We start from the raw sequence: 23,942 nt of genomic DNA, 5'->3' as shown, positions 1-23,942 counted from the left end.
GATAAATCACTAAATAAAAGCTATACTTTTTGATAAAGTATTTTCTTTTGAGAAGAGTGGAGCCGAAGCGATGAAGAAGTTAACGATTGATGATGTGGCTCAAAAAGCGGGAGTTTCGAAAAGTACGGTCTCCCAATTTTTGAACAAACGTTTTAAATATATGAGCGAAGCGACGAAAAACCGGATTGAGGCCGTAATTGAGGAGCTTAATTATCAGCCAAATGGTCTGGCGCGCAGTCTGAAGCAGAACCGGACGCATATGGTCGGGATCATCGTAGCTAATATTGACTACACGCTGTCAATCCAATGTATCCGGGCGATTGAGAATGAGCTGCAGCATCACGGAATCCAAGTGATCATATGCAACGCAGATGAGAATACGGAGAAAGAAAGCAAATATGTAGAAACCTTAATCGCTCGTCAGGTGGATGGGCTGATTATTTTTCCTACAGGGAATAACCCGTCTGCCTATAGCAAGCTGGTAGAGGCTGATTTCCCGCTAGTCTTTATGGATCGTCTAGTAGATGGAATCACCACGCAGAGTCTATTGCTGGATAATGAAATGGCGGCAAAGATAGGCGTAGGGCAGCTAATTCAGCAAGGCCATGAGCGGATTGCTCTGGTGTCCCTTCCAATTGGGGAGCATGCGATTACCCCTCGGAAAGAGCGGATTAGTGGCTACAAAAAAGCGATGGAAGAAGCGGGCATAACGCTGCGTGAGGAGTATATTTGCAGTGTATCCAAAGAGGAATTAGCTTCGGGGCTGGAACACTTATTAGCACTGCCGGAGCCGCCAACTGCACTGCTGGCTACGAACGACATCACACTAGCGGAAATTCTGAAATATGCGAATCGAAATGCCATCTCTATTCCAGAACAGTTGTCGGTCATCGGGATAGATGATGCGGAATTCGCGCAAATTTATAATCCGGTCATTACGACAATCCGTCAGCCTGCTTACGAGATGGGGATGCAGGCTGCCAAGATTATACTCTCTTGTATCGAGGATAAGGGAGCTTCTGTTCCAATTACATATCGTTTCCCGCCGACCTTGCAGCAAGGGCAGTCGGTGAAGTCTTACAAATAAGTTTGAACTATAAAAAGGGGAGTGCCCAGCAGCTATTTCTTAGCTTGCTGGGCACTTCCCCTTTTATTGGACCTAACTTTATCTAAACACTAAACTTGGGTTTGATTGGGTAATATTCTCGCGTAGGAAGTCACTATCGGACTCAGCTGACCTTATATGCAGTATAATCCCATATTTGGAGTACTATCGGACCCCATCGCAGCTATCGGCATGGAAAACATGCTAAATGCCCTTTTTCATAAGGAATAGTGTCACTGGAGTCCGAAACTACGCCGCAAAGGTAAAAAAATTGCAAATAGCGTCTTTTGGGTCCGAAAGCCCCAGAGCGAACTGATTACACTGCTGAAGCATAGCAATAGCAATAGCAATAGCAATAGCAATAGCAATAGCAAAAGCAAAAGCAAAAGCAAAAGCAAAAGCAAAAGCAAAAGCAAAAGCAAAAGCAAAAGCTTAGCATAGCATAGCATAGCATAGCAAAGCCAAAGCCAAAGCCATAGCATAGCAATAGCAGCCAATCAGCAACCCAAAAAGCAGAGCAGCGCTCCTCCAATAACGGAGAATCGCTGCTCTGTGTCTTTTTGCAATTATTAGACTTCTTGTTGCATAAACTTCGCAAGTTCCTCACGGGTGGGAAGTCCGTCCATATCGCCTGGCGACATGACGGCTAACGCACCGATCGCATTGCCGCGTTTGACGGCCTCAGCAATCGGAAGCTTTTCCAGCATCGCACTGATTACGCCAACCGCAAATCCATCACCTGCACCCACCGTATCAACAACCTGCTCCACCTTGAATCCGTCCACGTAACCTTCCCCAGCAGAGGATTTATAGTAAGCGCCTTCAGGGCCAAGCTTGATGACGACTAAGCTTACGCCACGCTCCAGGTAATAGTCTGCAATCTCTTCGGGTGTGCTCAGTCCGGTAAGGATTTTACCTTCACCGAGTCCCGGCAGGAACCAGTCGCAGCGTGTAGCCAGATCATTGATGGTACTCACCATTGTTTCTGTATCCGGCCATAAGCTAGGACGCAGATTAGGATCCAGAGAGATCGTCTTTCCTTTACTCTTCATAAATTCCATAGCGTGAATAGAAAATTCATGACAGCTCTTGGACAAAGCGGCGGAGATACTTGTAACATGCAGATGTCCTGCGGAATTGAAGTAGGCCTCGTCGAAATCCTCCAGACTAAGCGTGGAGGCCGCGGAGTTTTTGCGGAAGTATTCGACCTTTGGATCGCCGGTAACCACTTTCGATTTGATAAGCATGCCTGTTGAATACTCTTTAGTAAAAGTAATATTGTCCGTATTAATGTTCTCATTCTTCATCGCCTGAGCAATGAATGTGCCAAAGTTATCTTCGCCAAGCTTCGTAACATAACCGGTAGGATGATTCAAACGCGACAAGCCTGTAGCCACGTTGCTTTCTGCACCTGCTAATGCTTTGGAGAACGAAAATACTTCATGCAGAGGACCGGCCTCATTCGCATAAAACATCGCCATCGGCTCCCCGAAAGTGACGGCATCCAGCTGTTTACTCATTTTTAGTTCCTCCTAGGGTAATGATTTTATCCCAGTATAATGATTTGTAATTTGAAATTATCACATAAATCGGTTTTGTACAATAAAAGAATAATTGTTAACCAAAAAACTTTTTTCGTAAAAAGAAAATAATGTTTCCATAAACCCTTGTTTTATAAAGGTTTTTCTTAAATTTTATTACTTATTTGCACCTGATGTAATAAAAATGTATTGACTGTTAATCGTATTGTTATTACTATTTCCTTATAGAACAAAACGCAATAATTAGTAAATTTAATAAAAAAGTTTATCTAAAAAAGTATTTCCTGTTTATCTATGATCGTACCAAGAGAAAGGGAGTCTACTGATGAAGAAAATGAAAGTATTGCAGAATGTGGCATCCGTCGGGGTTGTAGCGGTTATTCGAGCAGATAGTGCTGAGGAAGCTTTTAAGATGTCCGTTGCTTGTATAGAAGGCGGTCTAAATAATATTGAGGTAACTTTTACTACACCAGACGCGGATGTGGCGATTAAGAGATTGGTTGCTGAGTACGGAAGTCGTGCGGTGATTGGCGCCGGAACTGTCTTGGACCCGTTAACAGCTAGAATAGCCATTCTTGCAGGTTCAGAGTTTGTGGTTAGTCCCTCTTTTGAAGTGGAGACAGCTAAGATGTGTAATCTTTATGGCATTCCCTATATGCCTGGTTGCATGACATTAAATGAAATGAAGGAAGCGCTGAAGTACGGCGTGGATGTGCTTAAATTGTTCCCTGGCAGTGCTTTCGGGCCGGATTATGTAAAAGCGGTTAAAGGTCCTATGCCACATGTAAATATTATGCCGACCGGTGGCGTGGATTTGAACAATATGGAGAAGTGGATTGCAAACGGCTGCATGGCTGTGGGCATTGGGGGGAATTTGACTGCACCGGCGAAGAATGGCCGATATGATCAGATTACCGATCTTGCTGCCCAATATGTGGCGAAGTTTAAAGAGATAAAAGGGATTTAATGTATTCGAACGGAGATTGAAATCCAGATTCGCGTTTTTATTTATAGGCTGTGTGGCTGACAAACGTTGGCCATGCAGCCTTTTTATGTTGATTTTCTTTGAGCTGTCATTATTCCTTTTATTCTATGCTTTTTAGAAAGTATAGAATCGGGATAAAGATAATAAACTATATAATAGAAGAGTAGTGATACATGGACTGAACGTCAGGATTTATTATCCAGCCGGGAGTGAGTATATGCCTGCTTATAATGATAAAAAGCTGTATCAAGCAGCGGATGAAGATGATGCTGAGTACGTAGAAATTGAGTCGGCATTCCATGGTTGTAAGGTGACGGAAGGGCAGATCTACAGATTAGAGCGCAATTACAATAACCCTCAATTATTTGAGAATGGAGAAGCCTATGTGGTGGATGATGAGACTAGGGAAAACTACGCGGTCTTCATGCTCTGCAAAATTGCGCTCTATAAATAGAGTTTCTTGCTCGATACCGGAGGGTAATATTTAAGACAGACGGCTTCATTTCCGACAAGGGGATAGGCCGTTTCTTTTGATGTCATTTTTGTTACTAAGATAGTGAAAAAGAGTATTTGAATGATTGTTGTTTCCCCTGTATGCTTAGTAGGAATTATTGGCTGTGCAATGCGGGATAGCGCGTTGTAACGGCTGGCTTAACATGACGTTCTAAGAAAAGTTTGGTATTCTAAAAATATTAATTACACGGTTGCAACAAATTCGCAGTCTTGCGCGTCAGTAAGATTGCATAGAGAGGGGGAACCTTCGTGGTGGAGCAGGGACTCATCAGAGCCGCTCAAGCGGGCGATCGCGACGCTCTAATCACCCTATTGCGAGAAATTGAAGGACATGTATATAAAACGGCCTTCTACATTTTGCATAATGAACAAGATGCGTTAGATGCATCTCAGGAAGCCTTGATCCGGGTTTATACAAAAATCGGCTCATATGAGGAGAAGGCCCAGTTCAAAACGTGGGTTCAGCGAATCGTCACTAACATTTGCATTGATAAATTCAGAAGAACTAAACCTACAGTTTCTATTGATGAACATGAAATGGTGTTTCAGGATAAACACAATGTGGAACGTGAGGTTCTATCCTCTTATTTAGCTGAGGATATACGCGAAGCGATTGATCAATTGCCCGAGCATCATCGGACAGTCATCGTCCTGCGCTATTTACAGGATTTTTCTTACAACGAGATTGCAGATTGTCTGGATTTGCCCTTGAATACAGTGAAATCGTACTTATTTCGGGCTAGACAGCAACTGCAGAATAGACTTCAGGAGTACCAGAAAGGTGGTGTATCGGGATGAAATGCGCGGAGGTGATGGAATGGATGCACCGCTATTTAGACAAAGATTTGAGTCAAGATGAGATTGTTGAGATGTTCCGTCATATCGATAATTGTCCTTCCTGCGCGGAAGTCTTTGAGCGCCTGACACTTCTCTCCAATGAATTGGAGCAGTTGCCAGACGTGAAACCCCCGTTTAGTCTGGTTGACTCTATTTTACCTCAGCTTGCAGAATTGGATCGAAGCAGTCGTGAACAGAGTGCTGTGAGATCTGAGGAGCAGGTTGTTGTCCCATTTTCACGTGAAAGCTCCCGTGGTAAACCTTCCAAGGGAACCTCTATAGCAACACGGACAGGCATTGGAGCTATTGCAGCTGCCGTTCTATTAGGGATCGCAATATTTAATATGCCCGATAAAATGCCTGGGGCAGAAGTAGAACAAAGGATGCAGGATAGTGCTAAAACAGCCAGCGATGATACTAAGGATACAGCAATGGAATCACAAGCTTCTATTACTGCTAACTCTGATGGAGCTTCACCTGCCGCTGGTGGAGAGAACGAGGGCGCTGCGCAGTATAAGACGGATGCACCGGTAATGAACGAAGATAACGCCGCTTTAGATAGAGCGACAGGACCAGTGGACCCTACCTCGATGCCAAGTGCACCGGCGGATGCAGCTGATGCGGGAGCTGGAGCTGGAGGGCGGTCGATCACCGAACCGCCTCAAAGCGCAGATCCTAAGCCTACAGAGAAAATTGTTTCGCCAAAGCAGGATGTCGCCACGAAATCTCAAAATTCAGATTCTAGTAATGCCAGTAGCAATCAGCTAAAGGTGAATAATAAGGAGCAAACTGCTGATATGAATTCAGACAGCGCAGCTGATTCTGCTCCGCTGATGGAGGATTCTTTAAAGATTCCTTATGACTATGGACGGGAAGTTATGAGCTTAAGCAGTTCTGAAGATCCTAATGTGCAGACCTGGACTTCTCCTGATGGTCAGTATGCTATAGAATTTGTTGGGCTGCAGCTTGTGATTTATAAGAAGTCGCCAGCGGGCTCAACGGAAGAACGGTTAGCCGTAAACTCTTACCCGCTGGAAGGAAATTGGATTTCTGGTGAATGGTCTGCGGACAGCTCGAAGTTTACGTACGTGACTGAAAAAGATGGTGTGAATGTAACCAAGGTGTACACTGTACAGGAAGCAGCTTCTTCAAGTCCGGCTGTATCCCCTGGGGCGACACCAACGAACACTCCAACCTCATCTTCAACAAATTAAAGTGGGGTTGGAACTTTTTTCGAAGTTTCTGAATATACTATATCAACAGGACAGGAACTAGAAAGTATAGGTTTTGCAGAACATCGGTATGACCGCCGGATGCGGAGTTTCTAGAGCTTCGCACTCCGTCGTTTATATAGATGCGCCGCTTAAACGGAGAGGCTTTGGCCATGGCTGCCAGAGTTTCTCCGTTTTTGCATGCATTTTTGTAGTTTTTTTTGCTACAATAGAACTCTGGACAAAATGGGCTAGATGAATGGAAAAGGAAGTGGCGGGATGGATGCCAAAACGGCGATAAAAGAAATCAAACAAGGGAAGATCTCACCGTTATATGTTTTATATGGCAGTGAGAAATTTCGAATGAATGAATTCACGGCACTGCTGGAAGAACAGCTGATTGCTAAAGAGGATCGTGATTTCGCAGTTATTCCCTTTGATCTCTCTGAGACGCCGGTGCAGGCTGTGGTAGAAGAAGCGGAGACTGTGCCATTTATGGTAGAACGTAAATTATTGCTGGTGCGGGATGCCTCGTTATTTACAGCGGGCAAAGAAAATGCCAAACTGGAGCATCGTATAGATCTTTTAAGTGACTATTTGCAGCATCCTGTAGACTTCAGTGTAATCGTCTTTATGGTGAATAATGATAAGCTGGATGAGCGTAAAAAAATTGTGAAGACTGTCAAATCAGTGGGCACAGTATTAGCCTTTAATCCGCTGGGAGCAGAAGAGCTGCTGCGCTGGGTGGAAAAAGGAATTCGTGAGCGGGGTTGTGTAATGGCACCTGGCACGGCAGAAATTCTTATAACGAATGCAGGCACAGGCTTGCAAGGTTTATCTGCAGAGATGGACAAGCTTTGTTTATTCGCTGGTAAGGGCGGCACTGTGGATGCGGGGGCCGTAGAGAGTCTGGTACACCGTGGTACAGAACAAAATGTGTTTACGCTTGTTGAGGATATCGCTAATCTGCGTCTTGATAAGGCGCTTGATACCTTATATGAGCTGCTGAAGCAGCGTGAGGAACCGATCAAGATCGCAGCGTTGGTTGCGCGGCAGTTCCGCATTATTTTGCAGGTTAAGGATTTATCAGCACATAGTTATTCGCAGGGACAGATTGCGTCACAGATCGGATTGCATCCATATGCGGTTAAACTTGCTGGGGAGCAGGCCCATAAGTTCTCCAGTGAACGATTACGGCAAATCTTAAGTGCATTGGCGGATCTGGATTATAAAATGAAAACAGGGGCTATAGACAAAGTTCTAGGGCTGGAGCTGTTCATGCTGCGTTTAGGTGTCTGAGCTAAGAAGGGGAAAAAGTATTGGAGATGATCTGACTATGAAAAGAATATTTCAATATTCGGCACTGCTGTTACTCGTTCTATTAATTAGTTCCTGTGGCAAAACGGATACTAATTCACCGTCAGGTTCAGCTTCTGAGTCGCCTGCGAATTCGAATACCTCTGCAGATGCACCTTCTTATTTTGGGGAATGGAGTGTACAAGGTCTAGTAGGTTCTACACCTGTCTCGGCAGCGGAGGATGAAAAGCTTATTGGCATGCGGGTAACTTATTCGCAAGAAAAGGCATCTTTTGATAAAGATGAAATTATGAACCCTGAATATAAAGAAGAGAGCATTACAAAGGATGACTTTTTTAACGAATACAGAAATGAATTAAGTGACCTTGGCATCGAGACGGAATCGGTTAAGACGGTATCTATAAATAATTGGACGAATCCCGGCAGCAGTTTTATTGTTAAAGACGATCAAACGATGATTTTTTTATGGGATGGTAACTATTATGAAATGAAAAAAGAGAATAAATAAATGAAAGAAGACCGCCTCTCTGAGGCGGTCTTCTTTCATTTAATAAACATCTCTTAAAAGTAACTAATACTACTTATTATTAATTAATAGACACAAAAAAACCTAACCGTATGAAGCATAGCGGTCAGGTTCTTCAATTGCTCATTATGAATGTCGTCTTAGGCTTGAGCCGTAAGAGCGTTCAATTTCTTCGCCAAGCGGGATTTTTTGCGGGCAGCCGCATTTTTATGAACCAGACCTTTACTTACGGCCTTGTCCAGCTTTTTGGAAGCAGCTAGGAAAGCAGCTTGAGCAGTTTCTACTTCCGTACCAGTCAGAGCTACATCAGCAGTTTTCACAGCTGTACGAAGCGCGGATTTTTGGGAAGCATTCAGTGCACGGCGTTTTTCGTTCGTGTTTACGCGTTTAACCGCGGATTTAATATTTGGCATTGCATTCACCTCCTGTAAGACATTCGAAATCATTATCAAATGATTCACAACTTAAAATAGTTTAGCATGACCGGTAGCAAAAAGCAATACTTAAAGCTTTCAAATTAAACCTCCGTATCCTGCATAAACATTGGCTTTCTCTCGCACACTATCGACAAAAGAGCATAGGCAGAAGCTTGCCAAATGAGGATGAACTCATGGAAGTGTATGCTTACAAAACTAAGCAGCTGCTTTCGAAGTGAGTTTTGTTCGAAGTAATTCATGGAAGTGTATGCTTACAAAACTTTTAGGAGGCTGGTACACAATGGAACCGGATCTGCAGCTATATTCTGTGCGCACCGATTTGGCATTAGAGGCAAAGGAAATGGCTCAAGGCCCACAACGAACGCCGATCCCTGGTGTGAACGAAGAAGTGGAAGAGTCTGATGGGATTAAAGTGACCCGTCTTGGTGTAGCTAATGCTGCTGGATCACAGGCAATAGGACGCGCAATTGGTAACTATGTAACCCTTGAGGTACCCGCTCTGCGTGGCGGAGATACAGGCTTGCAGCAAAAGGTGGCAGAAGTTTTTGCCCGCGAATTTGAGGACTTTTTGATCAGAATTGGGATTGGCAAGGATGCATCTGTGTTGATTGTTGGTCTTGGTAACTGGAATGTTACACCGGATTCACTGGGTCCTTTAGTGGTGGAGAACTCACTCATTACACGGCAGTTCTATGAGCTGGTTCCGGATCAGATCTCCCCTGGTTATCGTAAGGTGAGCGCTATTGCTCCTGGAGTGCTTGGACTGACTGGAATTGAGTCGAGTGAGGTCGTGCAGGGAATCGTGGATCGGACGAAACCTGAGCTTATTATCGCCATAGATGCGTTGGCATCCCGGTCACTGGAGCGTATCAATACGACGATTCAAATTGCCGACATTGGGATCCATCCCGGTTCGGGGATTGGCAACAAGCGACGTGGATTAACCCAAGAAATTCTGGGTGTTCCTTGTATCGCAATCGGAGTGCCCACTGTCTGCTATGCCTCAACTATTGTGAATAATGTGCTGGAGATGATGAAAAATCACTTCGGGCAAGGAGCAAACCATACGAAGGAAATCATGGGGATGCTGGACGATATCTCTGAGCAGGAACGCTTGTCATTAGTGAAGGAAGTGCTTGAACCCCTGGGGCACGATTTGATCGTCACTCCCAAGGAAATCGATGAATTTATTGAAGGGATCGCGAATATTGTGGCCAGTGGTTTGAATGCGGCTTTACATGATGCGGTTGATCCTGAGAATGTTGGCGCGTATACCCACTAACTGAATTATGGTTTGTTTAGCCCGGCGGGATGCTGAATTAAGGTATCCTGTACGGGCTTTATGTCTATTCTCTCATTTTCGGTTCTAGTATTGCTCTTGCGCTCATAGATTTGGAGTATAAGAGATTACAGAGGGCTGGAGGAGGACATAACTACAATGAATAAAAAATGGTTTCAGCTTTGGAACATCGGCCGTTTAAGGGGAAAAATGCTGGATGTTTTATCGCTGGGGAGAACGATGCTGCTGTTGGCCGGAGGTTCGCTAGTATTTTTTATGCTGCTTGGAGCCGGTGGATTGGCCGGACAGAAGCTTAGCTCTTCACCCATTCCTTCAATGAAGGGGCTTGCTGCCTCCCTGTCCAGTGGTTTTTTCATGGAGCTGCTGGGGATGGAGGTGCCGCATTTACCGCAGGGTAAAGAGCCTTCCGCTTTTTCAGGTGAAAAGGTAACTTCTTTCGTATTTCAGTTGCTAACCAGTGTGAATCCAGGTGACCCTAAGAGTCTAGTCTCTCGTGAAGTGCCGGGGATGGCGGCGGATGATCCATTTCTTTTGCGGAAAGGTTCAGGTGGATCTACAGGAGCACCAGTGGATTATCATCCTGGGACTGATGAACTGGCTGAGGGTGGTGAAGATGCAGAAACTTCTGTTCCGGACGAAGGGGACAAGCATGGAGATACTACAACACAGCAGCCTGAAGCGACGGTTGCACCATCCCCTGAACCATCAGCGGAGGAAGGGACGGATAAGAGTGATCTGCAAAGCGGCACAGACAGCACTAAGGATACCTCGATCAAACGGATTCTAATCTATCATTCACATCCTAGAGAGGCCTACAACCCTCTGTTAGGGGCAGCAAATGAAAATCCCAGCTCCGGAGTTTCAACTAAAAATGTAATGCTGGTAGGATCATATATTACGAAAAGACTGGAACAGCTCGGGATTGGTACGGTTCATGCCAAAGAAGATTTTCCAACCAAAATCACCGACTATAACTGGAACTTTTCCTATAAATATTCCCGGATCTTGGTTAAATCAGCACTCAGCGCAAATGAGGAAATGGATAGTTTTATCGACATTCACCGCGATTCGCAGCGTCATAGCAAAACAACAGCTGTTATTGACGGGAAAAGCTACGCACAGGTCTATTTTATCATTGGACATGCAAATAAAGACTGGAAGAAGAACGAAGAGTTTGCCAATAAGATTCATCAACAGCTTGAAAAGAATTACCCGGGAATATCTCGTGGGATATGGGGAAAAGCTGCGGGTAAAGGAAATAACGGGGAGTACAATCAGACCCTCTCTCCTAATAGTGTTTTGATTGAAGTGGGCGGAATTGATAATTCGGCTGAGGAATTAAAGCGTACGGCTGATATTTTGGCGGATGCTATCGCTGATGTTTACTGGAGCAGTCATGACGCTGAGAAGGTGAACGCACCTGAAAAAGTGGCGAATCCCACTACAACACCAAAGAAATCAAACGGAGCTTCTTAAAATAAATTACCAAGGATTAAAAAGGAGTGGTGTACATGTCGCGTTTCGGAAAAAAACTGGTTATGGTCGGGATTTGGGCAGGGATTGGCATCCTCTTAGGGATGCAGTTCGGCGGAAGCGGTGGTTCAACAGTCTCTAAGATTCTGCCCGGCTGGAATGCCAGCCCGACTACACCCACCAGTCAAGTAACAGGCATGCAGCCACAGCCACAACTGCAAAAGAATGGTGTGACACAGGGTGGGCAGACTTATGTATATGTGCCAATGGTGATCGATCCTGTCACAGGTGCATATACGGCCGTCTCTCCTTTGCCTCAAAATAGCAATACAACGCCAGCCGCAGATCCTCCTCAGCAAGTTGTGGATGATTATAGTACGAAATCTCCGGAGCAAATTCTAATTCCTGAGGAGCAAAAGCCTACAGTTGATGTTCTGGCAGATAAGACGGCAGGTCTCTTGCAGCAGGCTTCCCAGAAGGGAATCCGCTGGGTAGTTTCATTGTTCGCTTCGGCAGAAAATTAACAGCAAATTTAGAAGAAACGGTTATTTCACGGGATCGTGTATAGCTGTTTCTTTTGTTTTGGGCCAGCGCGGGATTGATGGAGTAAGCTTGTACTGTTATAATAAGTGGATTAATATCAGGCTGTCTGTGGGGGTAAGGAATGACTGACGTTCAGAAAAGACAACAACAAATTCGCAATTTCTCGATTATTGCACATATAGACCATGGTAAATCGACACTAGCTGACCGCATTTTGGAATACACGGGGGCACTAACCACGCGTGAAATGCAGGAACAGGTACTCGATCAGATGGATCTGGAGCGCGAACGTGGTATCACAATAAAGCTGCAAGCCGTGCGTTTAACCTATCGTGCAGACGATGGAGTAGAGTATTATCTCAACTTGATTGATACACCGGGGCACGTCGATTTCACCTATGAAGTTTCCCGCAGTCTTGCAGCATGTGAAGGCGCACTGCTGGTTGTGGATGCGGCTCAAGGAATTGAAGCACAGACGCTGGCCAATGTGTATTTAGCACTGGATAATAACCTGGAAATCCTACCTGTGCTCAACAAAATTGATTTGCCAAACGCTGACCCTGACCGGGTAAAGCAGGAGATTGAGGATGTTATCGGGCTGGATACCAGTGAAGCGGTTATGGCATCTGCCAAAGCCGGTATCGGGATCAAGGAAATTCTGGAGCAGGTGGTGAAGCAGGTTCCTGCGCCATCCGGTAATTCAGAAGAGCCGCTTAAAGCGTTGATTTTTGACTCTCATTACGATCCTTACAAAGGCGTTATCGTCTATGTGCGCGTAATGGACGGTAAAATCCGTGCGGGATCGAAGATTAAGATGATGGCAACTGAGAAGACTTTCGAGGTCATTGAAGTTGGCGCATTTATGCCGCGTATGACCATTGTCGATGAATTGAACATCGGGGATGTTGGATTTATCGTAGCTGGGATCAAGCATGTTGGAGATACCCGTGTCGGTGATACTGTCACTGACGCAAAGAATCCTACTGCTGAGCCGCTTCCAGGTTACCGTAAGATCAACCCGATGGTATATTGCGGGTTGTATCCGATTGAAACCTCAGATTATAACGATCTTCGTGAGGCATTGGAGAAGCTCCAGCTTAATGATGCTTCGCTAAGCTTTGAGCCGGAAAGCTCGAGCGCGCTTGGATTTGGTTTCCGTTGCGGATTCCTTGGACTCTTGCATATGGAGATCATTCAAGAGCGGATTGAGCGCGAGTTCAATTTGCCGCTAATTACAACAGCACCGAGTGTTATTTATCGAATTATGCTGACCAATGGCGAAATGATTCAAATCGACAACCCGTCACATTATCCGGAAATCGGAACGATTGACTACATTGAAGAGCCATATGTTAAAGCAGCAATCATCGTGCCTAACGACTTTGTAGGTACCGTAATGGAGCTGTGCCAGAACAAACGTGGCGAGTTCGTAAATATGGAGTATCTTGATACTAATCGTGTAACGATTACTTACGAGATTCCACTGTCTGAAATCGTTTATGATTTCTTTGATCAGTTGAAATCAGGTACAAAAGGTTACGCATCCTACGACTATGAAATTTGCGGGTACCGTCGTTCGAATCTGGTCAAGATGGATATCTTGCTTAACAATGAGCAGGTTGATGCTTTGTCCTTTATCGTTCACCGTGACCGTGCATACAACCGCGGACGTATCATTTGTGAGAAACTACGTGGGATTATCCCTCGTCAAATGTTCGAAGTGCCGATTCAAGCCTCTGTGGGTACGAAGGTGGTTGCGCGTGAAACCGTTAAGGCGATGCGCAAAAATGTACTTGCTAAATGTTACGGCGGCGATATTTCCCGTAAACGGAAGCTGCTGGAGAAGCAAAAAGAAGGTAAGAAACGCATGAAGCAAGTGGGTAGTGTAGAAGTACCACAAGAAGCGTTTATGGCAGTACTGAAGATTGATGAGTAGAAAATAGGTAGAGCCGGGAGAATATCCCGGCTCTATTTTTTTAAGCAGGAGCAGATTACAATAGGGGGAAGGATTGTAAGCACATACAAAGTGAGGGGAGTCCTCGTGAAGCGATTATATTTGAAACTTACGCCAAGTACCTTTAAGAATCGGATTTTGTTAGCTTTCTTACTGTTGGTACTAACACCCATTGCCATACTCGTTCTGTATAACTTCAATGAGACAGAACAAATGCTTCAGGATAATGCGGAAACGAAGAACATAGAGCAGCTTATTGGGATTAAGAATGGTTTTGTTGATCTCATGAGTCTCGTTATGAAAACAGGGTCATTACTTGAACAAGATACAACGATTTTATCGATAATGAAGAATCCCGAGCAATCTGATGAAATCACGAGAAAAAAGCTCGTTGAAAACAAGTTTGGAGCGATTGAAAATACATTCTTCATGAGTGGAGCGACGGTGTATTATACTTTAATCGACCTTCATGGAAACGCATACACTTCCTTTATGCCGAGGGAAACCTTGAGCTACGACGAAATCCAATCGGAAGATTGGGTTCAAGTATTGAAGCGAGAAGGAGCGAATCGATATATATGGAATCCGAATGACAAGAATAATGTGGTCCGGGAAAGTACAACAAGTAAGAAAATGCTTAGCCTCTATGAGGTTATGCGTGATAATGGTTTTAACATTTATGCCTATGCAAGACTAAGTATCGATTATGAGGAGTGGTTTACTAGATCAACGTTAGGGAGTAAGCAGGAAGGGGCTTTTTTTCTGCTCGATGCCTCAGGGAGAATGATGCTTAATCCGGATAAGGATGAGACCTTTTCTCCAGATATTGCGCAGAGTATTGTGAAGAGTGACCACCAGCGGCAGACAGAGCGTGCTGCATCCATCATCGATCCGAAGGAGAAAAGCTTATACACATACAGCTACATCGAAGAGTTGAATGGTTATGTCGTTAAAAAGGTACAGCTAGCACAGCTATTTCTTGAGGTGTATAAGCAGAAGCAACGATTTTTTGCTGTATTTGGAGTTATACTCCTGCTATTTGTTCTATTAACTTATTTTATATCATCGACGATTACAGTGCCGCTAAAGAAGCTGCAGAAGAAGATGGAGATGACCGCTAAAACAAATCTCAAAATGAAATTACCCGAGCAAGGGCGGGGAGAGATTCTTGCACTGACTCAGAGTTTCAATATCATGATCCATGATTTAAATGAGCTGTTGCAGCGTCTTCAGCTTGAAGAAAAACAGAAACAATTCGTTCGATTTCAGGTGTTACTTTCGCAGATGAATCCACATTTCCTACTAAATACATTGAATACGATAAAGAGCATCGCCTTAGATAAAGATGATGATGAAATTTATGAAATTTGTGTTGCGCTAGGCAAAATATTGGAAACAACATTAAATACTGAAGTGGATTTGATTCTGTTAAAGGATGAGATTGTACTCATAGAATCTTACATGGAGATTCAGCGGCAACGCTTCGGACATGGGATTGAAATTCAATATGATATCAACGAGGAACTACAGTACGCATTAATCCCTAAATTCTGTCTTCAGCCCTTAATTGAAAATAGCTTGATTCACGGCTTCGGTCAGTCTGTGAAACAAGGGAGAATTGATATTTCCGCTAAGGTGACTGGACAGCAACTATATCTGCAGGTTAAAGATAACGGCATGGGGATAGATAGAGCACAGCTGAATAAGGCTGCACGGAAACGAAAAGGAATCGGTGTTCAGAATATTAGGGAGAGCTTAGAGCTGTTGTTCAAGAATCAACGGACAGGCATGGACATTGTATCATCAGACACAGGAACTGAAGTGATTATCCATTTTCCACTTCTTATTTCAAAACCTTACGATGGAGGTAAGCTCACATGTGGAGAACGTTAATTGTGGATGATGAACAACCCGCGGTTAAAAGTATACGGAAGTTATTCTTAAAGGCTGGAATCCCGTTTGAAATTATAGGTGAGGCGGAGAATGGAGAAGTAGGCTTGCAAATGATTCGTGAGCTTCATCCAGATGTGGTAGTGACGGATATCAATATGCCAGTGATGGATGGGGTGAAGCTCCTTCAAGTTGCGCGAGAGGAAGGCTTCGACTGCCGATTTGTAATGTTGACCGCTTTGAGTGAATTTGAATACGCCCGGCAAGCGCTCGTATTTGGGGCTTCGGACTACATTCTGAAGCTATCTTTAGATCTCCAAGGTTTGAAGCAGACCATGGATAAGGTTCATGCCGAGCTGGAGCGAATGGTGAAGATGAAAAAGGCCGATAAATGGTTTCCTGAGAAGCAACAAACGGGACCGACAGATCATGTGGAGATGAACAAAATAATTGCTTATATTGAAGAGCATTATTCTGAGGACATCTCGCTTAAATCCATGTCAGAGTTGATACGAATGGATGCCAGCTATATAAGTGACTTATTCAAGAAAAAGACAGGGAAAACGTTGACGAATTATATTCAAGAGCGGCGTATTCAGGCTGGAAAAATGCTGCTTGCAGAGACGAAGCTAACAATTAGTGAGATTGGGCAGCAGGTGGGCTTTGAGAACGATAATTATTTTATTAAAATTTTCAAAAAGTGGTGTGGCGTCACGCCAAATGAATTTCGCAAAGAACCAAAAAACGTTCTATAGTTTCCCAAATGTAGTTCATCCCCCAGAATCCGCTCTGATGATAAAGTTATAGACGTAGAGCACAACACATAATCCTTCCAAGGGGGAAGATATCGATGAAGAAAAAGTGGTATCCTGCAGTGCTTTCTGTCTTATTAGCAGGTACGATGCTGGCTGGTTGTGGTACTAGTGGAAGTAATGATGCGCAGGGCAGTGCAAATGGACAAACAGCAAAGGAGAAAATAAAGCTTACGATGTGGGGGGCAGTTCCGGCAGAAGCCGGGCCTCAAGCTGTAATTGATAACTGGAATAAAGATCATCCAGACATTCAAGTCGAGTATATCCGTAATGTAAATGACGATGCTGGAAACTTAAAGCTGGATACTGCCTTGATGACCAATCAAAACATAGACCTTTTCATGAACTACGATCTTGCTCATTTACAGAAACGTATGGATGCAGGCGTTGCCTTGGATCTAAGCACGAAAACAGATTATGATATCGACAGCCAGATCGGCGAGGACGCAGCGATGTGGAAAATCAATGATAAATACTATGGGATTCCTACAAAGAAAAACATGGCGTTTGTATGGTTGAACAAAGATATGCTGGATGCAGCAGGATTACCGATTCCTGCGGTGGACTGGACTTGGTCAGATCTTGAGGAGTATGCGAAGAAGCTAACGAAACCTGGTGTGTACGGATTATTGCAGGCAGATTCCTCCTTCGCAACAACGATGGACGGTACGCTTGCTGGAATGGGTGTGAAACAGGCGGATGGTACTTCAAACTTTGGAAATGATCTCTGGAAACAGCAACTGGAAATATTGCATAACATGATGTTCGTGGACAAATCCACACCGGAATATGGGGAGCAGCTGACCAGTAAAATGCCGGTTGACACCATGTTCCTGCAAGGCAAAGCGGCAATGCTGGCAGCAGGTGAGTTTATTTTCCGCAATGCGAACAACTTGAAGGACTATCCGCATGATTTCAAAACCGCGTTCGCCGCTATTCCAAAAGTGAATAAAGATCAAAAGGATTATAAATATTCGGGCGGTGTGGGCGACATGCTTGCTCTTAATGCAAAGTCCAAGAACCTGGATGCGGCTTGGGAGTTCGCAAAATGGTATGCGGATGGCGGTATGCTGCCAATGGCAAGCGGGGGTCGTATTCCAGCCTCTAAGAGTGTGGACAGTAAGGAAGCGATGAGCCTTCTCTTGAATGGTGTAGAAGACAAATATGATACAGATTCAATGAATAATATTGTATTCGGCAAATTCCCATCCTTCCAGCTTAATGTACCTCAACAAGCCATTGATGCACGTAAAGAAGAGTATGAAAAATACTTCTTAAATAAGCAAGATATTGATACCACGATGAAAAATATGCAAACCCGTTCGCAAGAGTTAATGAAATAAAGAAATAGCTGGCACAAAAGAGAAGGGGGAAGAATTCTTCGTTCTTCTCTTTCGTGTACCCATTTTTCAGCATACGAAAGGCGGCGATACCGTGAAGCGGAGAAGCTGGATGGACAGACAAGGCTGGATCGGCATGACTTTTATTCTCCCGAATATGATTGGTATTCTCTTATTCTTTGTGATTCCTGCAATCTTTTCCTTTGTCCTGATGTTTACGAATTATCAATTTTCAAATCCGAATTGGCAATTTACCGGGCTGGATAATCTCAAACGGTTGTTCCATGACGATAATTTCTATGCCTCTATCAAATATACGGTGATATTCCTGATATCGGTTCCAGTATCGATGGTGCTCGCTTTTATTGTGGCGCTATTTCTAAACCGCAGTGTGTATCTTAAAGGATTATTGCGTGGAATGTTTTTCCTGCCGTATATCTCTAGTGGAGTAGCCGTTGCATTTGTCTGGATGCTGCTATTTCAGCCTTCACAGGGACCCATCAATGAACTGCTTCGCTGGATTGGCATAACATCGCCGCCAGGGTGGTTTGCGGATACGGAAACCGCAATGTATGCCATTGATATCGTACAGATCTGGCTGATGCTTGGCTACAATATGATCATATATTTAGCAGCACTACAGGAAATTTCGACAGAACAGCTAGAAGCTGCCCGGATCGATGGTGCAAGCACATTCAAAACAACATGGAAAATTGTATGGCCTCTTGTTAGTCCAACAACTTTTTTATTAATGATTACCGGATTAATTATGACGATGAAATCGTTCTCGATTATTCAAGCCATTACGGCTGGAGGACCTAGCGGAAGTACGACGGTCTTATCACTATTCGTTTATAAAACAGCATTCAGTTATTACGATATGGGATATGCTTCAGTCATTTCATGGTTCTTGTTCGCCGTCATTCTCGTCATTACAGTCATTCAGTGGATCGGCCAAAAGCGCTGGGTTCATTACTAATTAAACCCACAAAGTGGAGCTTTGCGGGAGGCCCCGAAACCATAAATTAAAGGAGCAGGCGGTATGAATGAAAAAGCAGGAAACATGAAGGTGAAGCTGCCAGTAACGATCATCATGTTTGTTCTAGGACTATTTATGATTGTGCCTTTTCTATGGATGCTCAGCACATCTTTTCAGACACCTGCCGAGGTGTTTAACGAATGGCTGCCTTCATCTCTCAACTGGAGCAATCATATTCGGGTGTGGACAGGAAGTTATGATTTTGTTCCGTATTATTTAAATTCACTTAAGATATCGATTATTGGAACTGCGGGAGCTGTGTTTCTATCTGCCCTTGCCGCTTACGGATTTTCACGTACTTCGTTTAAAGGGCGGGATGGCCTATTTGTCATATATCTATCCATGATGATGGTTCCACCGCAGGTGCTTTTTGTTCCTAAGTTTATCATGTTTAACTGGGTTGGGATTTACAATACGCATTTGGCCCTAATCCTTCCAGCCATGTTCTCGATCTTCGGTGTATTTATGCTTCGGCAGTTCTTCATGGGCATTCCTAAGGAAATCACGGAATCTGCTTTTCTGGATGGAGCCGGGCATTACAAAATATTTTTCCGCTTAATTCTGCCATTAGCGAAGCCGGCAATCGCTACGTTTGCTATTCTTGATTTCTCCTGGCAATGGAATGATTATGAGAATGCGCTTGTATTTTTGCAGAGCCCTAAGCTATATACCATTCCGCTTGGATTGCAGAATTTTATTCTTGAGAACAATGTGGATTACAACGGGATGATGGCCGCTTCGTCGGCTGCGATCATTCCAATGATTGTTATCTTCTTCATAGGTCAGAAATATATTATTCAAGGAATTTCTAGCTCGGCTGTGAAAGGCTAACTATAGGAGGGATACTGACATGAGAACAGAAACGGTTAAATCCGATGTGACAGTGGTCGGGGGTGGACTTGCAGGGATGAACGCGGCGATTGCTGCAGCACGTCTTGGGTTAAAGGTAGCACTGGTACAGAATCGTCCTGTACTTGGTGGTAACTCGAGTTCAGAGGTTCGGGTATGGGTATGTGGTGCAACAGGACATGGTGTAAATCGCTATGCACGTGAGACAGGCATTATGGGTGAGCTGTTCATCGAGAATCAATACCGGAACCCGGAAGGGAATCCATATCTATGGGATCTAACCTTGCTCGAAGCGGTGAAGGCAGAATCGAATATCAGCTTGTTCCTAAATACCGATGTACGTGAAGTGGAAGCGGAAGGTGAGGCAGAGGATCGGACGATTCGCAGTGTGATTGGTTGGATGATGGGATCTGAGCGGTTGATTACGTTCAAGAGTGAGGCGTTCATCGATTGCACGGGTGATGGTTTGGTTGGCTTCCTGGCAGGAGCTGATTTCCGATTAGGACGTGAAGCCCGCCATGAATTTAATGAGGAATGGGCACCTGAAGTGCCTGATAATATTACATTAGGCAGTACATTATTATTCTATACACAGGATACTGGAAAACCGGTACGTTATGTTGCACCCTCATTCGCGAAGGATATTACAACAACGTCTATCCCGATCCGCCGGGTCATTCGGAGTGGGGATTCAGGCTGTCACTACTGGTGGATTGAGTGGGGCGGCGAGCTTGATACGGTGGATGAGAATGAACGTATACGTGATGAACTATCCTCTGTTATTTATGGGATTTGGGATTATATCAAAAACTCAGGCCATTTTGATGCCGAGAATATGACGCTGGAGTGGGTTGGCTCGATTCCGGGTAAACGTGAATACAGACGATTTATTGGCGATACGATTCTAACGCAAAATGATATTCTCGCGCAGCGTGAATTTGCAGACCGTATTGGATTTGGTGGCTGGTCGATTGATCTACATCCCCCACAGGGGATGTACGCACAAGAGAGTGGCTCCAAGCATCTGCATGCGGACGGGATCTACCATATTCCATTTGGTTCGCTATATTCGAAGAATGTGCGGAATCTATTCTTCGCGGGTCGTAATATCAGTGCATCTCATGTGGCTTTTGGAACAACACGCGTTATGGCAACCTGTGCGATCATGGGTGAAGCAGCTGGAGCAGGTGCAGCTTTATCCGTCATCAAAGGTGTGACCCCACGTGAAATTCGCCAGCAGCATATGCATGAATTGCAACAGGTGATGTTAAAGCAAGATGCTTCGATTATTGGATTACGTAACGAAGATCCACTGGACCTCGCCAGAAAAAGCGAGATTCATGCATCCAGCACGTTGAATGGTATCCTGCTGGATCGTCCAGCCGAAGCTTATGAGCTTTCTCATGATGTAGGGATTTTGTTTCCGGTTGAAGGAAGTATCCGTGGGTTAAGGCTGCTTGTGTCAGCAAGTATTCAGACGCAGCTGACCGTGGAGATCTGGATGACTGGACGTGCGGAAAATTACGTGCCGGCGGAGTGCAAACAGGTTGATGTTTTAACAGTACAGGCTGGAGAACAGCATTGGATTGAAGTTCCGATACAAGAGGAGAAATGTAGTCTTATCGGTGAATGTAATATCTTCGCTATTATTCGAGCTAATGAACACCTTCAATTGCATATTTCAGAAACCCCAATCACTGGTGTCATTACATTTGAGCGAGGTGCTAAATCCGTTGTTGATTCAGCGCTGGAGGATCATCAGCCAGATCAGCCGGTGATAGAGTGGAGCATGAAACAACTTGTACGCAGGCATTTCTGCTTTGCAGTAGAAACATCGGCATATGCTGCATCTAAAGTCATTGATGGGTATGTTCGACCTTTCGCGGGACCACATAGCTGGGTTTCTGAGCCGATGACCGCGGGTAGATCGGAGTGGGTAGAGGCGCGTCTCCCGGATGCTGCTCCAGTCTCCGAAATCCATTTCACCTTTAATGATGATGTCAATGAAGATCTCATCAACTTACATCACCATGAAACGCCATTTCTAGTGATTCCTGAACTGGTAAAGAACTATGATGTAGAGCTGCTCATTGATGGCGCGTGGCAAGTCATGCTCCGTGTCAAAGATAACCATCGCCGGAAAAATGTTCATCGATTAGAGAAGCCTGTCCTTACAGATGCTGTCCGGATCGTTATTCATGAAACTAACGGTGGAGTACATGCCGAACTTGTGGAAATGCGGATTTATCAAGAAGCAACGGCTTTGCCGTCCTTATAGGGACGGTATCCGTTTCTGCGGGAAATACAAAATATATAGGATAACGTAAAACTTATACTTTCTTATATTATAAAATAGAGTTCATTTATAAATGAACGCCCTCGGAGGGAAGCCGTCAGGCTTCCCTTTTCTTGTTTTTTAGATTACACTATTCAAACGATATTTTTATATAAAGGAGACAGCTAATGACAACGAAGACTAATGGCCGTCCCCCTGAGGCTGTATACATTCATATCCCTTTTTGTACCAATAAGTGCTTTTATTGTGATTTCAATTCCTATGTACTCAAGGATCAGCCAGTTATGGATTATCTCGAAGCTTTGGATCGAGAGATGGAGCAGACCGTCAAGAACACCCCTCCGGGTGTTATCAAAACGATCTTCGTCGGCGGAGGCACACCCACTGTTTTAAAACCTGATGAAATGGCTTATTTCTTAAAGTCTGTTCGCACGCATTTCCCCAACTGGGATAAAGATATTGAGTTCTCTATGGAAGCTAACCCTGGAACAACGGATCTGGACAAGCTGACGGTTATGAAAGAAGGCGGCGTGAACCGGGTGAGCTTTGGTGTTCAAGCATTTCAGAACGAGCTGCTCACAGGCATCGGCAGGATTCATAATGTAGATGATGTATACCGGAGCCTAGAGAATGCACGTGCAGTTGGACTAAATAATCTTTCGGTTGACCTGATGTTTGGGCTGCCTAATCAAACTGTTGAGATGTTGGGCGAAAGTATCCGCAAGGCGTTGGAGCTGGATCTACCCCACTATTCTATTTACAGCTTGAAGGTGGAGGAGAATACTCTTTTTCACACGCTGTTTAATAAGAACAAGCTTCCTCTTCCTAATGAAGAAGATGAATTGCAAATGTACCTCCTGTTGATGTCCTCTATGAAGGAAGCGGGTTACAATCAATACGAGATCAGTAACTTCGCGAAACCAGGAATGGAGAGCCGCCATAATATCACCTACTGGCGTAATGAAGATTATTATGGTCTAGGAGCAGGAGCACATGGATATGTGGGACGTCAGCGGCATATTAATGTTAAGGGCGTAAATCCATATGTAGAAGCCACACGTAAAGGGCTGCCACGACTGGATGCATACCCAATCTCAGAAGCAGAAGCGATGGAAGACTTTATGATGGTCGGCTTGCGTATGCATGAGGGCGTCTCTAATGAAGCTTTTCAGGCGCAATTCGGGCGTTCAATAGAGGAAGTATTCGAGAAATCCTTGCATAAAATGCTGCATGCAGGGCTGTTGGAACAAGAAGCAGGGGTTTACCGACTCAGCAAGCAAGGAATCTTGTTTGGGAACGATGTTTTTGCTGAATTTGTAGGCGCCCTGACAGAAGTTTAATTTTAAAATACCCCTTGAATTGTAATTCACTCTGTTGTATATTTATTCATATTATCAACAGAGGGGTGAACCAAAGTGCTTGCCAAGACGGAAATGATTCGCCATTCGTCTCCAGCGGGAGACGCACAGGTGATTTGTAGAAATGCTGTGGTAGAAGACGTTGAGCCATTGTATCTAATGATAGAAGAGTATGCCCAGCGCGGCATCATGTTGCCCCGTTCCCGGCAGGCGCTGACACGCCAGATCGATCAATTCGTAGTTGCCGAAATCGAAGGCAGATTCGTAGGCTGTGGTTCACTTTTCAAGCTCGGGAATGATCTCGTAGAGATTCGTTCAATTGGATTGAATGATGAAGGCAAGGGTAAAGGCGTAGGCTCCATGATATTGGCGAAGCTGGTCGAGGAAGCTAGGAACCAGAAAATCCCAAAGGTAATGGCACTAACCTATGCTGTTGATTTTTTTCTTAGAAATGGATTTGAAGTCGTCCAGAAAGAGATTTTCCCTGAAAAAGTATGGACAGATTGCGTGAATTGTAAAAAGCAGCATGCCTGCGATGAAATAGCAGTGCTTAAGATACTGAACTGACTTGACAATGTCAATGTCAGTTTGGTATTTTTGTATTAGTGGTTAGCAC

General features: G+C 44.4%; 21 protein-coding genes. 19 read left to right on the top strand and 2 right to left on the bottom strand.

Features of this window, described 5'->3' with window-relative positions; genetic code table 11:
• The first annotated feature begins 70 nt into the window (after nucleotides 1-70).
• Entirely contained in the window at nucleotides 71-1,087 is a 1,017-nt protein-coding gene (locus tag MHH50_RS24125; protein WP_076278809.1) for a LacI family DNA-binding transcriptional regulator, read from the top strand.
• A 587-nt stretch (nucleotides 1,088-1,674) separates the two neighbouring features.
• Here MHH50_RS24125 and MHH50_RS24120 read toward each other — a convergent pair.
• Complete coding sequence (locus MHH50_RS24120; protein ID WP_076179379.1) at nucleotides 1,675-2,625, bottom strand: sugar kinase; 951 nt, start codon at nucleotides 2,623-2,625, stop codon at nucleotides 1,675-1,677.
• 346 nt (nucleotides 2,626-2,971) lie between these two features.
• Here MHH50_RS24120 and MHH50_RS24115 point away from each other — a divergent pair, with 346 nt between their 5' ends.
• The 6 genes from MHH50_RS24115 (at nucleotide 2,972) to MHH50_RS24090 (ending at nucleotide 8,017) form a co-directional block, all read left to right on the top strand.
• A complete protein-coding gene (locus MHH50_RS24115; RefSeq protein ID WP_038572952.1) occupies nucleotides 2,972-3,613 on the top strand; it encodes a bifunctional 2-keto-4-hydroxyglutarate aldolase/2-keto-3-deoxy-6-phosphogluconate aldolase in 642 nt (213 codons plus the stop codon).
• Between the two features lie 235 nt (nucleotides 3,614-3,848).
• Entirely contained in the window at nucleotides 3,849-4,085 is a 237-nt protein-coding gene (locus MHH50_RS24110) for a hypothetical protein (RefSeq protein WP_038572950.1), read from the top strand.
• A gap of 308 nt (nucleotides 4,086-4,393) precedes the next feature.
• On the top strand, nucleotides 4,394-4,942 hold the full coding sequence (locus MHH50_RS24105; protein WP_036677530.1) for a sigma-70 family RNA polymerase sigma factor: 549 nt from the start codon (nucleotides 4,394-4,396) through the stop codon (nucleotides 4,940-4,942).
• Complete coding sequence (locus tag MHH50_RS24100) at nucleotides 4,939-6,195, top strand: zf-HC2 domain-containing protein (protein WP_076310168.1); 1,257 nt, start codon at nucleotides 4,939-4,941, stop codon at nucleotides 6,193-6,195. The genes MHH50_RS24105 and MHH50_RS24100 overlap by 4 nt, the downstream gene beginning before the upstream one ends.
• Nucleotides 6,196-6,471: 276 nt before the next feature.
• Entirely contained in the window at nucleotides 6,472-7,491 is a 1,020-nt protein-coding gene (gene holA, locus MHH50_RS24095; protein WP_036677525.1) for a DNA polymerase III subunit delta, read from the top strand.
• A gap of 37 nt (nucleotides 7,492-7,528) precedes the next feature.
• Nucleotides 7,529-8,017: a hypothetical protein gene (locus tag MHH50_RS24090; RefSeq protein WP_076281207.1), complete on the top strand. Its 489-nt coding sequence runs from the start codon at nucleotides 7,529-7,531 to the stop codon at nucleotides 8,015-8,017.
• Between the two features lie 158 nt (nucleotides 8,018-8,175).
• Here the strand turns inward: MHH50_RS24090 and rpsT are convergent, their stop codons facing one another.
• Nucleotides 8,176-8,448 (bottom strand): 30S ribosomal protein S20, encoded by a 273-nt coding sequence (gene rpsT / locus MHH50_RS24085; protein ID WP_036677521.1) that lies wholly within the window; start codon nucleotides 8,446-8,448, stop codon nucleotides 8,176-8,178.
• Between the two features lie 304 nt (nucleotides 8,449-8,752).
• Between rpsT and gpr the strand changes: the two genes are divergently transcribed.
• The 12 genes from gpr (at nucleotide 8,753) to MHH50_RS24025 (ending at nucleotide 23,893) form a co-directional block, all read left to right on the top strand.
• Complete coding sequence (gene gpr / locus MHH50_RS24080) at nucleotides 8,753-9,754, top strand: GPR endopeptidase (RefSeq protein ID WP_036677518.1); 1,002 nt, start codon at nucleotides 8,753-8,755, stop codon at nucleotides 9,752-9,754.
• Nucleotides 9,755-9,910: 156 nt separating this feature from the next.
• Complete coding sequence (locus MHH50_RS24075) at nucleotides 9,911-11,248, top strand: stage II sporulation protein P (protein ID WP_340033535.1); 1,338 nt, start codon at nucleotides 9,911-9,913, stop codon at nucleotides 11,246-11,248.
• 35 nt (nucleotides 11,249-11,283) lie between these two features.
• Nucleotides 11,284-11,769, top strand: a complete 486-nt coding sequence (locus tag MHH50_RS24070) for a hypothetical protein (RefSeq protein ID WP_076185487.1) — start codon at nucleotides 11,284-11,286, stop codon at nucleotides 11,767-11,769.
• 140 nt (nucleotides 11,770-11,909) lie between these two features.
• Entirely contained in the window at nucleotides 11,910-13,724 is a 1,815-nt protein-coding gene (lepA, locus tag MHH50_RS24065; protein ID WP_036677511.1) for a translation elongation factor 4, read from the top strand.
• Nucleotides 13,725-13,829: 105 nt separating this feature from the next.
• Nucleotides 13,830-15,635: a histidine kinase gene (locus MHH50_RS24060; protein ID WP_340033534.1), complete on the top strand. Its 1,806-nt coding sequence runs from the start codon at nucleotides 13,830-13,832 to the stop codon at nucleotides 15,633-15,635.
• Nucleotides 15,620-16,387, top strand: a complete 768-nt coding sequence (locus MHH50_RS24055; protein WP_149647635.1) for a response regulator — start codon at nucleotides 15,620-15,622, stop codon at nucleotides 16,385-16,387. The genes MHH50_RS24060 and MHH50_RS24055 overlap by 16 nt, the downstream gene beginning before the upstream one ends.
• 95 nt (nucleotides 16,388-16,482) lie before the next feature.
• Nucleotides 16,483-17,787 (top strand): extracellular solute-binding protein, encoded by a 1,305-nt coding sequence (locus tag MHH50_RS24050; protein WP_340033533.1) that lies wholly within the window; start codon nucleotides 16,483-16,485, stop codon nucleotides 17,785-17,787.
• A gap of 91 nt (nucleotides 17,788-17,878) precedes the next feature.
• Nucleotides 17,879-18,763, top strand: coding sequence for a sugar ABC transporter permease (locus tag MHH50_RS24045; RefSeq protein ID WP_249267723.1), 885 nt, complete (start codon nucleotides 17,879-17,881; stop codon nucleotides 18,761-18,763).
• Nucleotides 18,764-18,826: 63 nt separating this feature from the next.
• Entirely contained in the window at nucleotides 18,827-19,654 is an 828-nt protein-coding gene (locus MHH50_RS24040; RefSeq protein WP_076129699.1) for a carbohydrate ABC transporter permease, read from the top strand.
• A gap of 19 nt (nucleotides 19,655-19,673) precedes the next feature.
• Complete coding sequence (locus tag MHH50_RS24035; RefSeq protein ID WP_340033532.1) at nucleotides 19,674-21,950, top strand: FAD-dependent oxidoreductase; 2,277 nt, start codon at nucleotides 19,674-19,676, stop codon at nucleotides 21,948-21,950.
• Between the two features lie 185 nt (nucleotides 21,951-22,135).
• A complete protein-coding gene (gene hemW / locus MHH50_RS24030; RefSeq protein WP_076105910.1) occupies nucleotides 22,136-23,308 on the top strand; it encodes a radical SAM family heme chaperone HemW in 1,173 nt (390 codons plus the stop codon).
• Nucleotides 23,309-23,401: 93 nt separating this feature from the next.
• Entirely contained in the window at nucleotides 23,402-23,893 is a 492-nt protein-coding gene (locus MHH50_RS24025) for an N-acetyltransferase (protein WP_051490987.1), read from the top strand.
• The last annotated feature ends 49 nt before the right edge of the window (nucleotides 23,894-23,942 follow it).

This window comes from Paenibacillus sp. FSL H3-0302 (assembly GCF_037982245.1).
GTDB classification, from domain to species: Bacteria; Bacillota; Bacilli; order Paenibacillales; family Paenibacillaceae; genus Paenibacillus_AQ; species Paenibacillus_AQ odorifer.
Note: the sequence above shows the minus strand (reverse complement) of the source record. Positions and strands in the feature narration are given on the sequence as shown.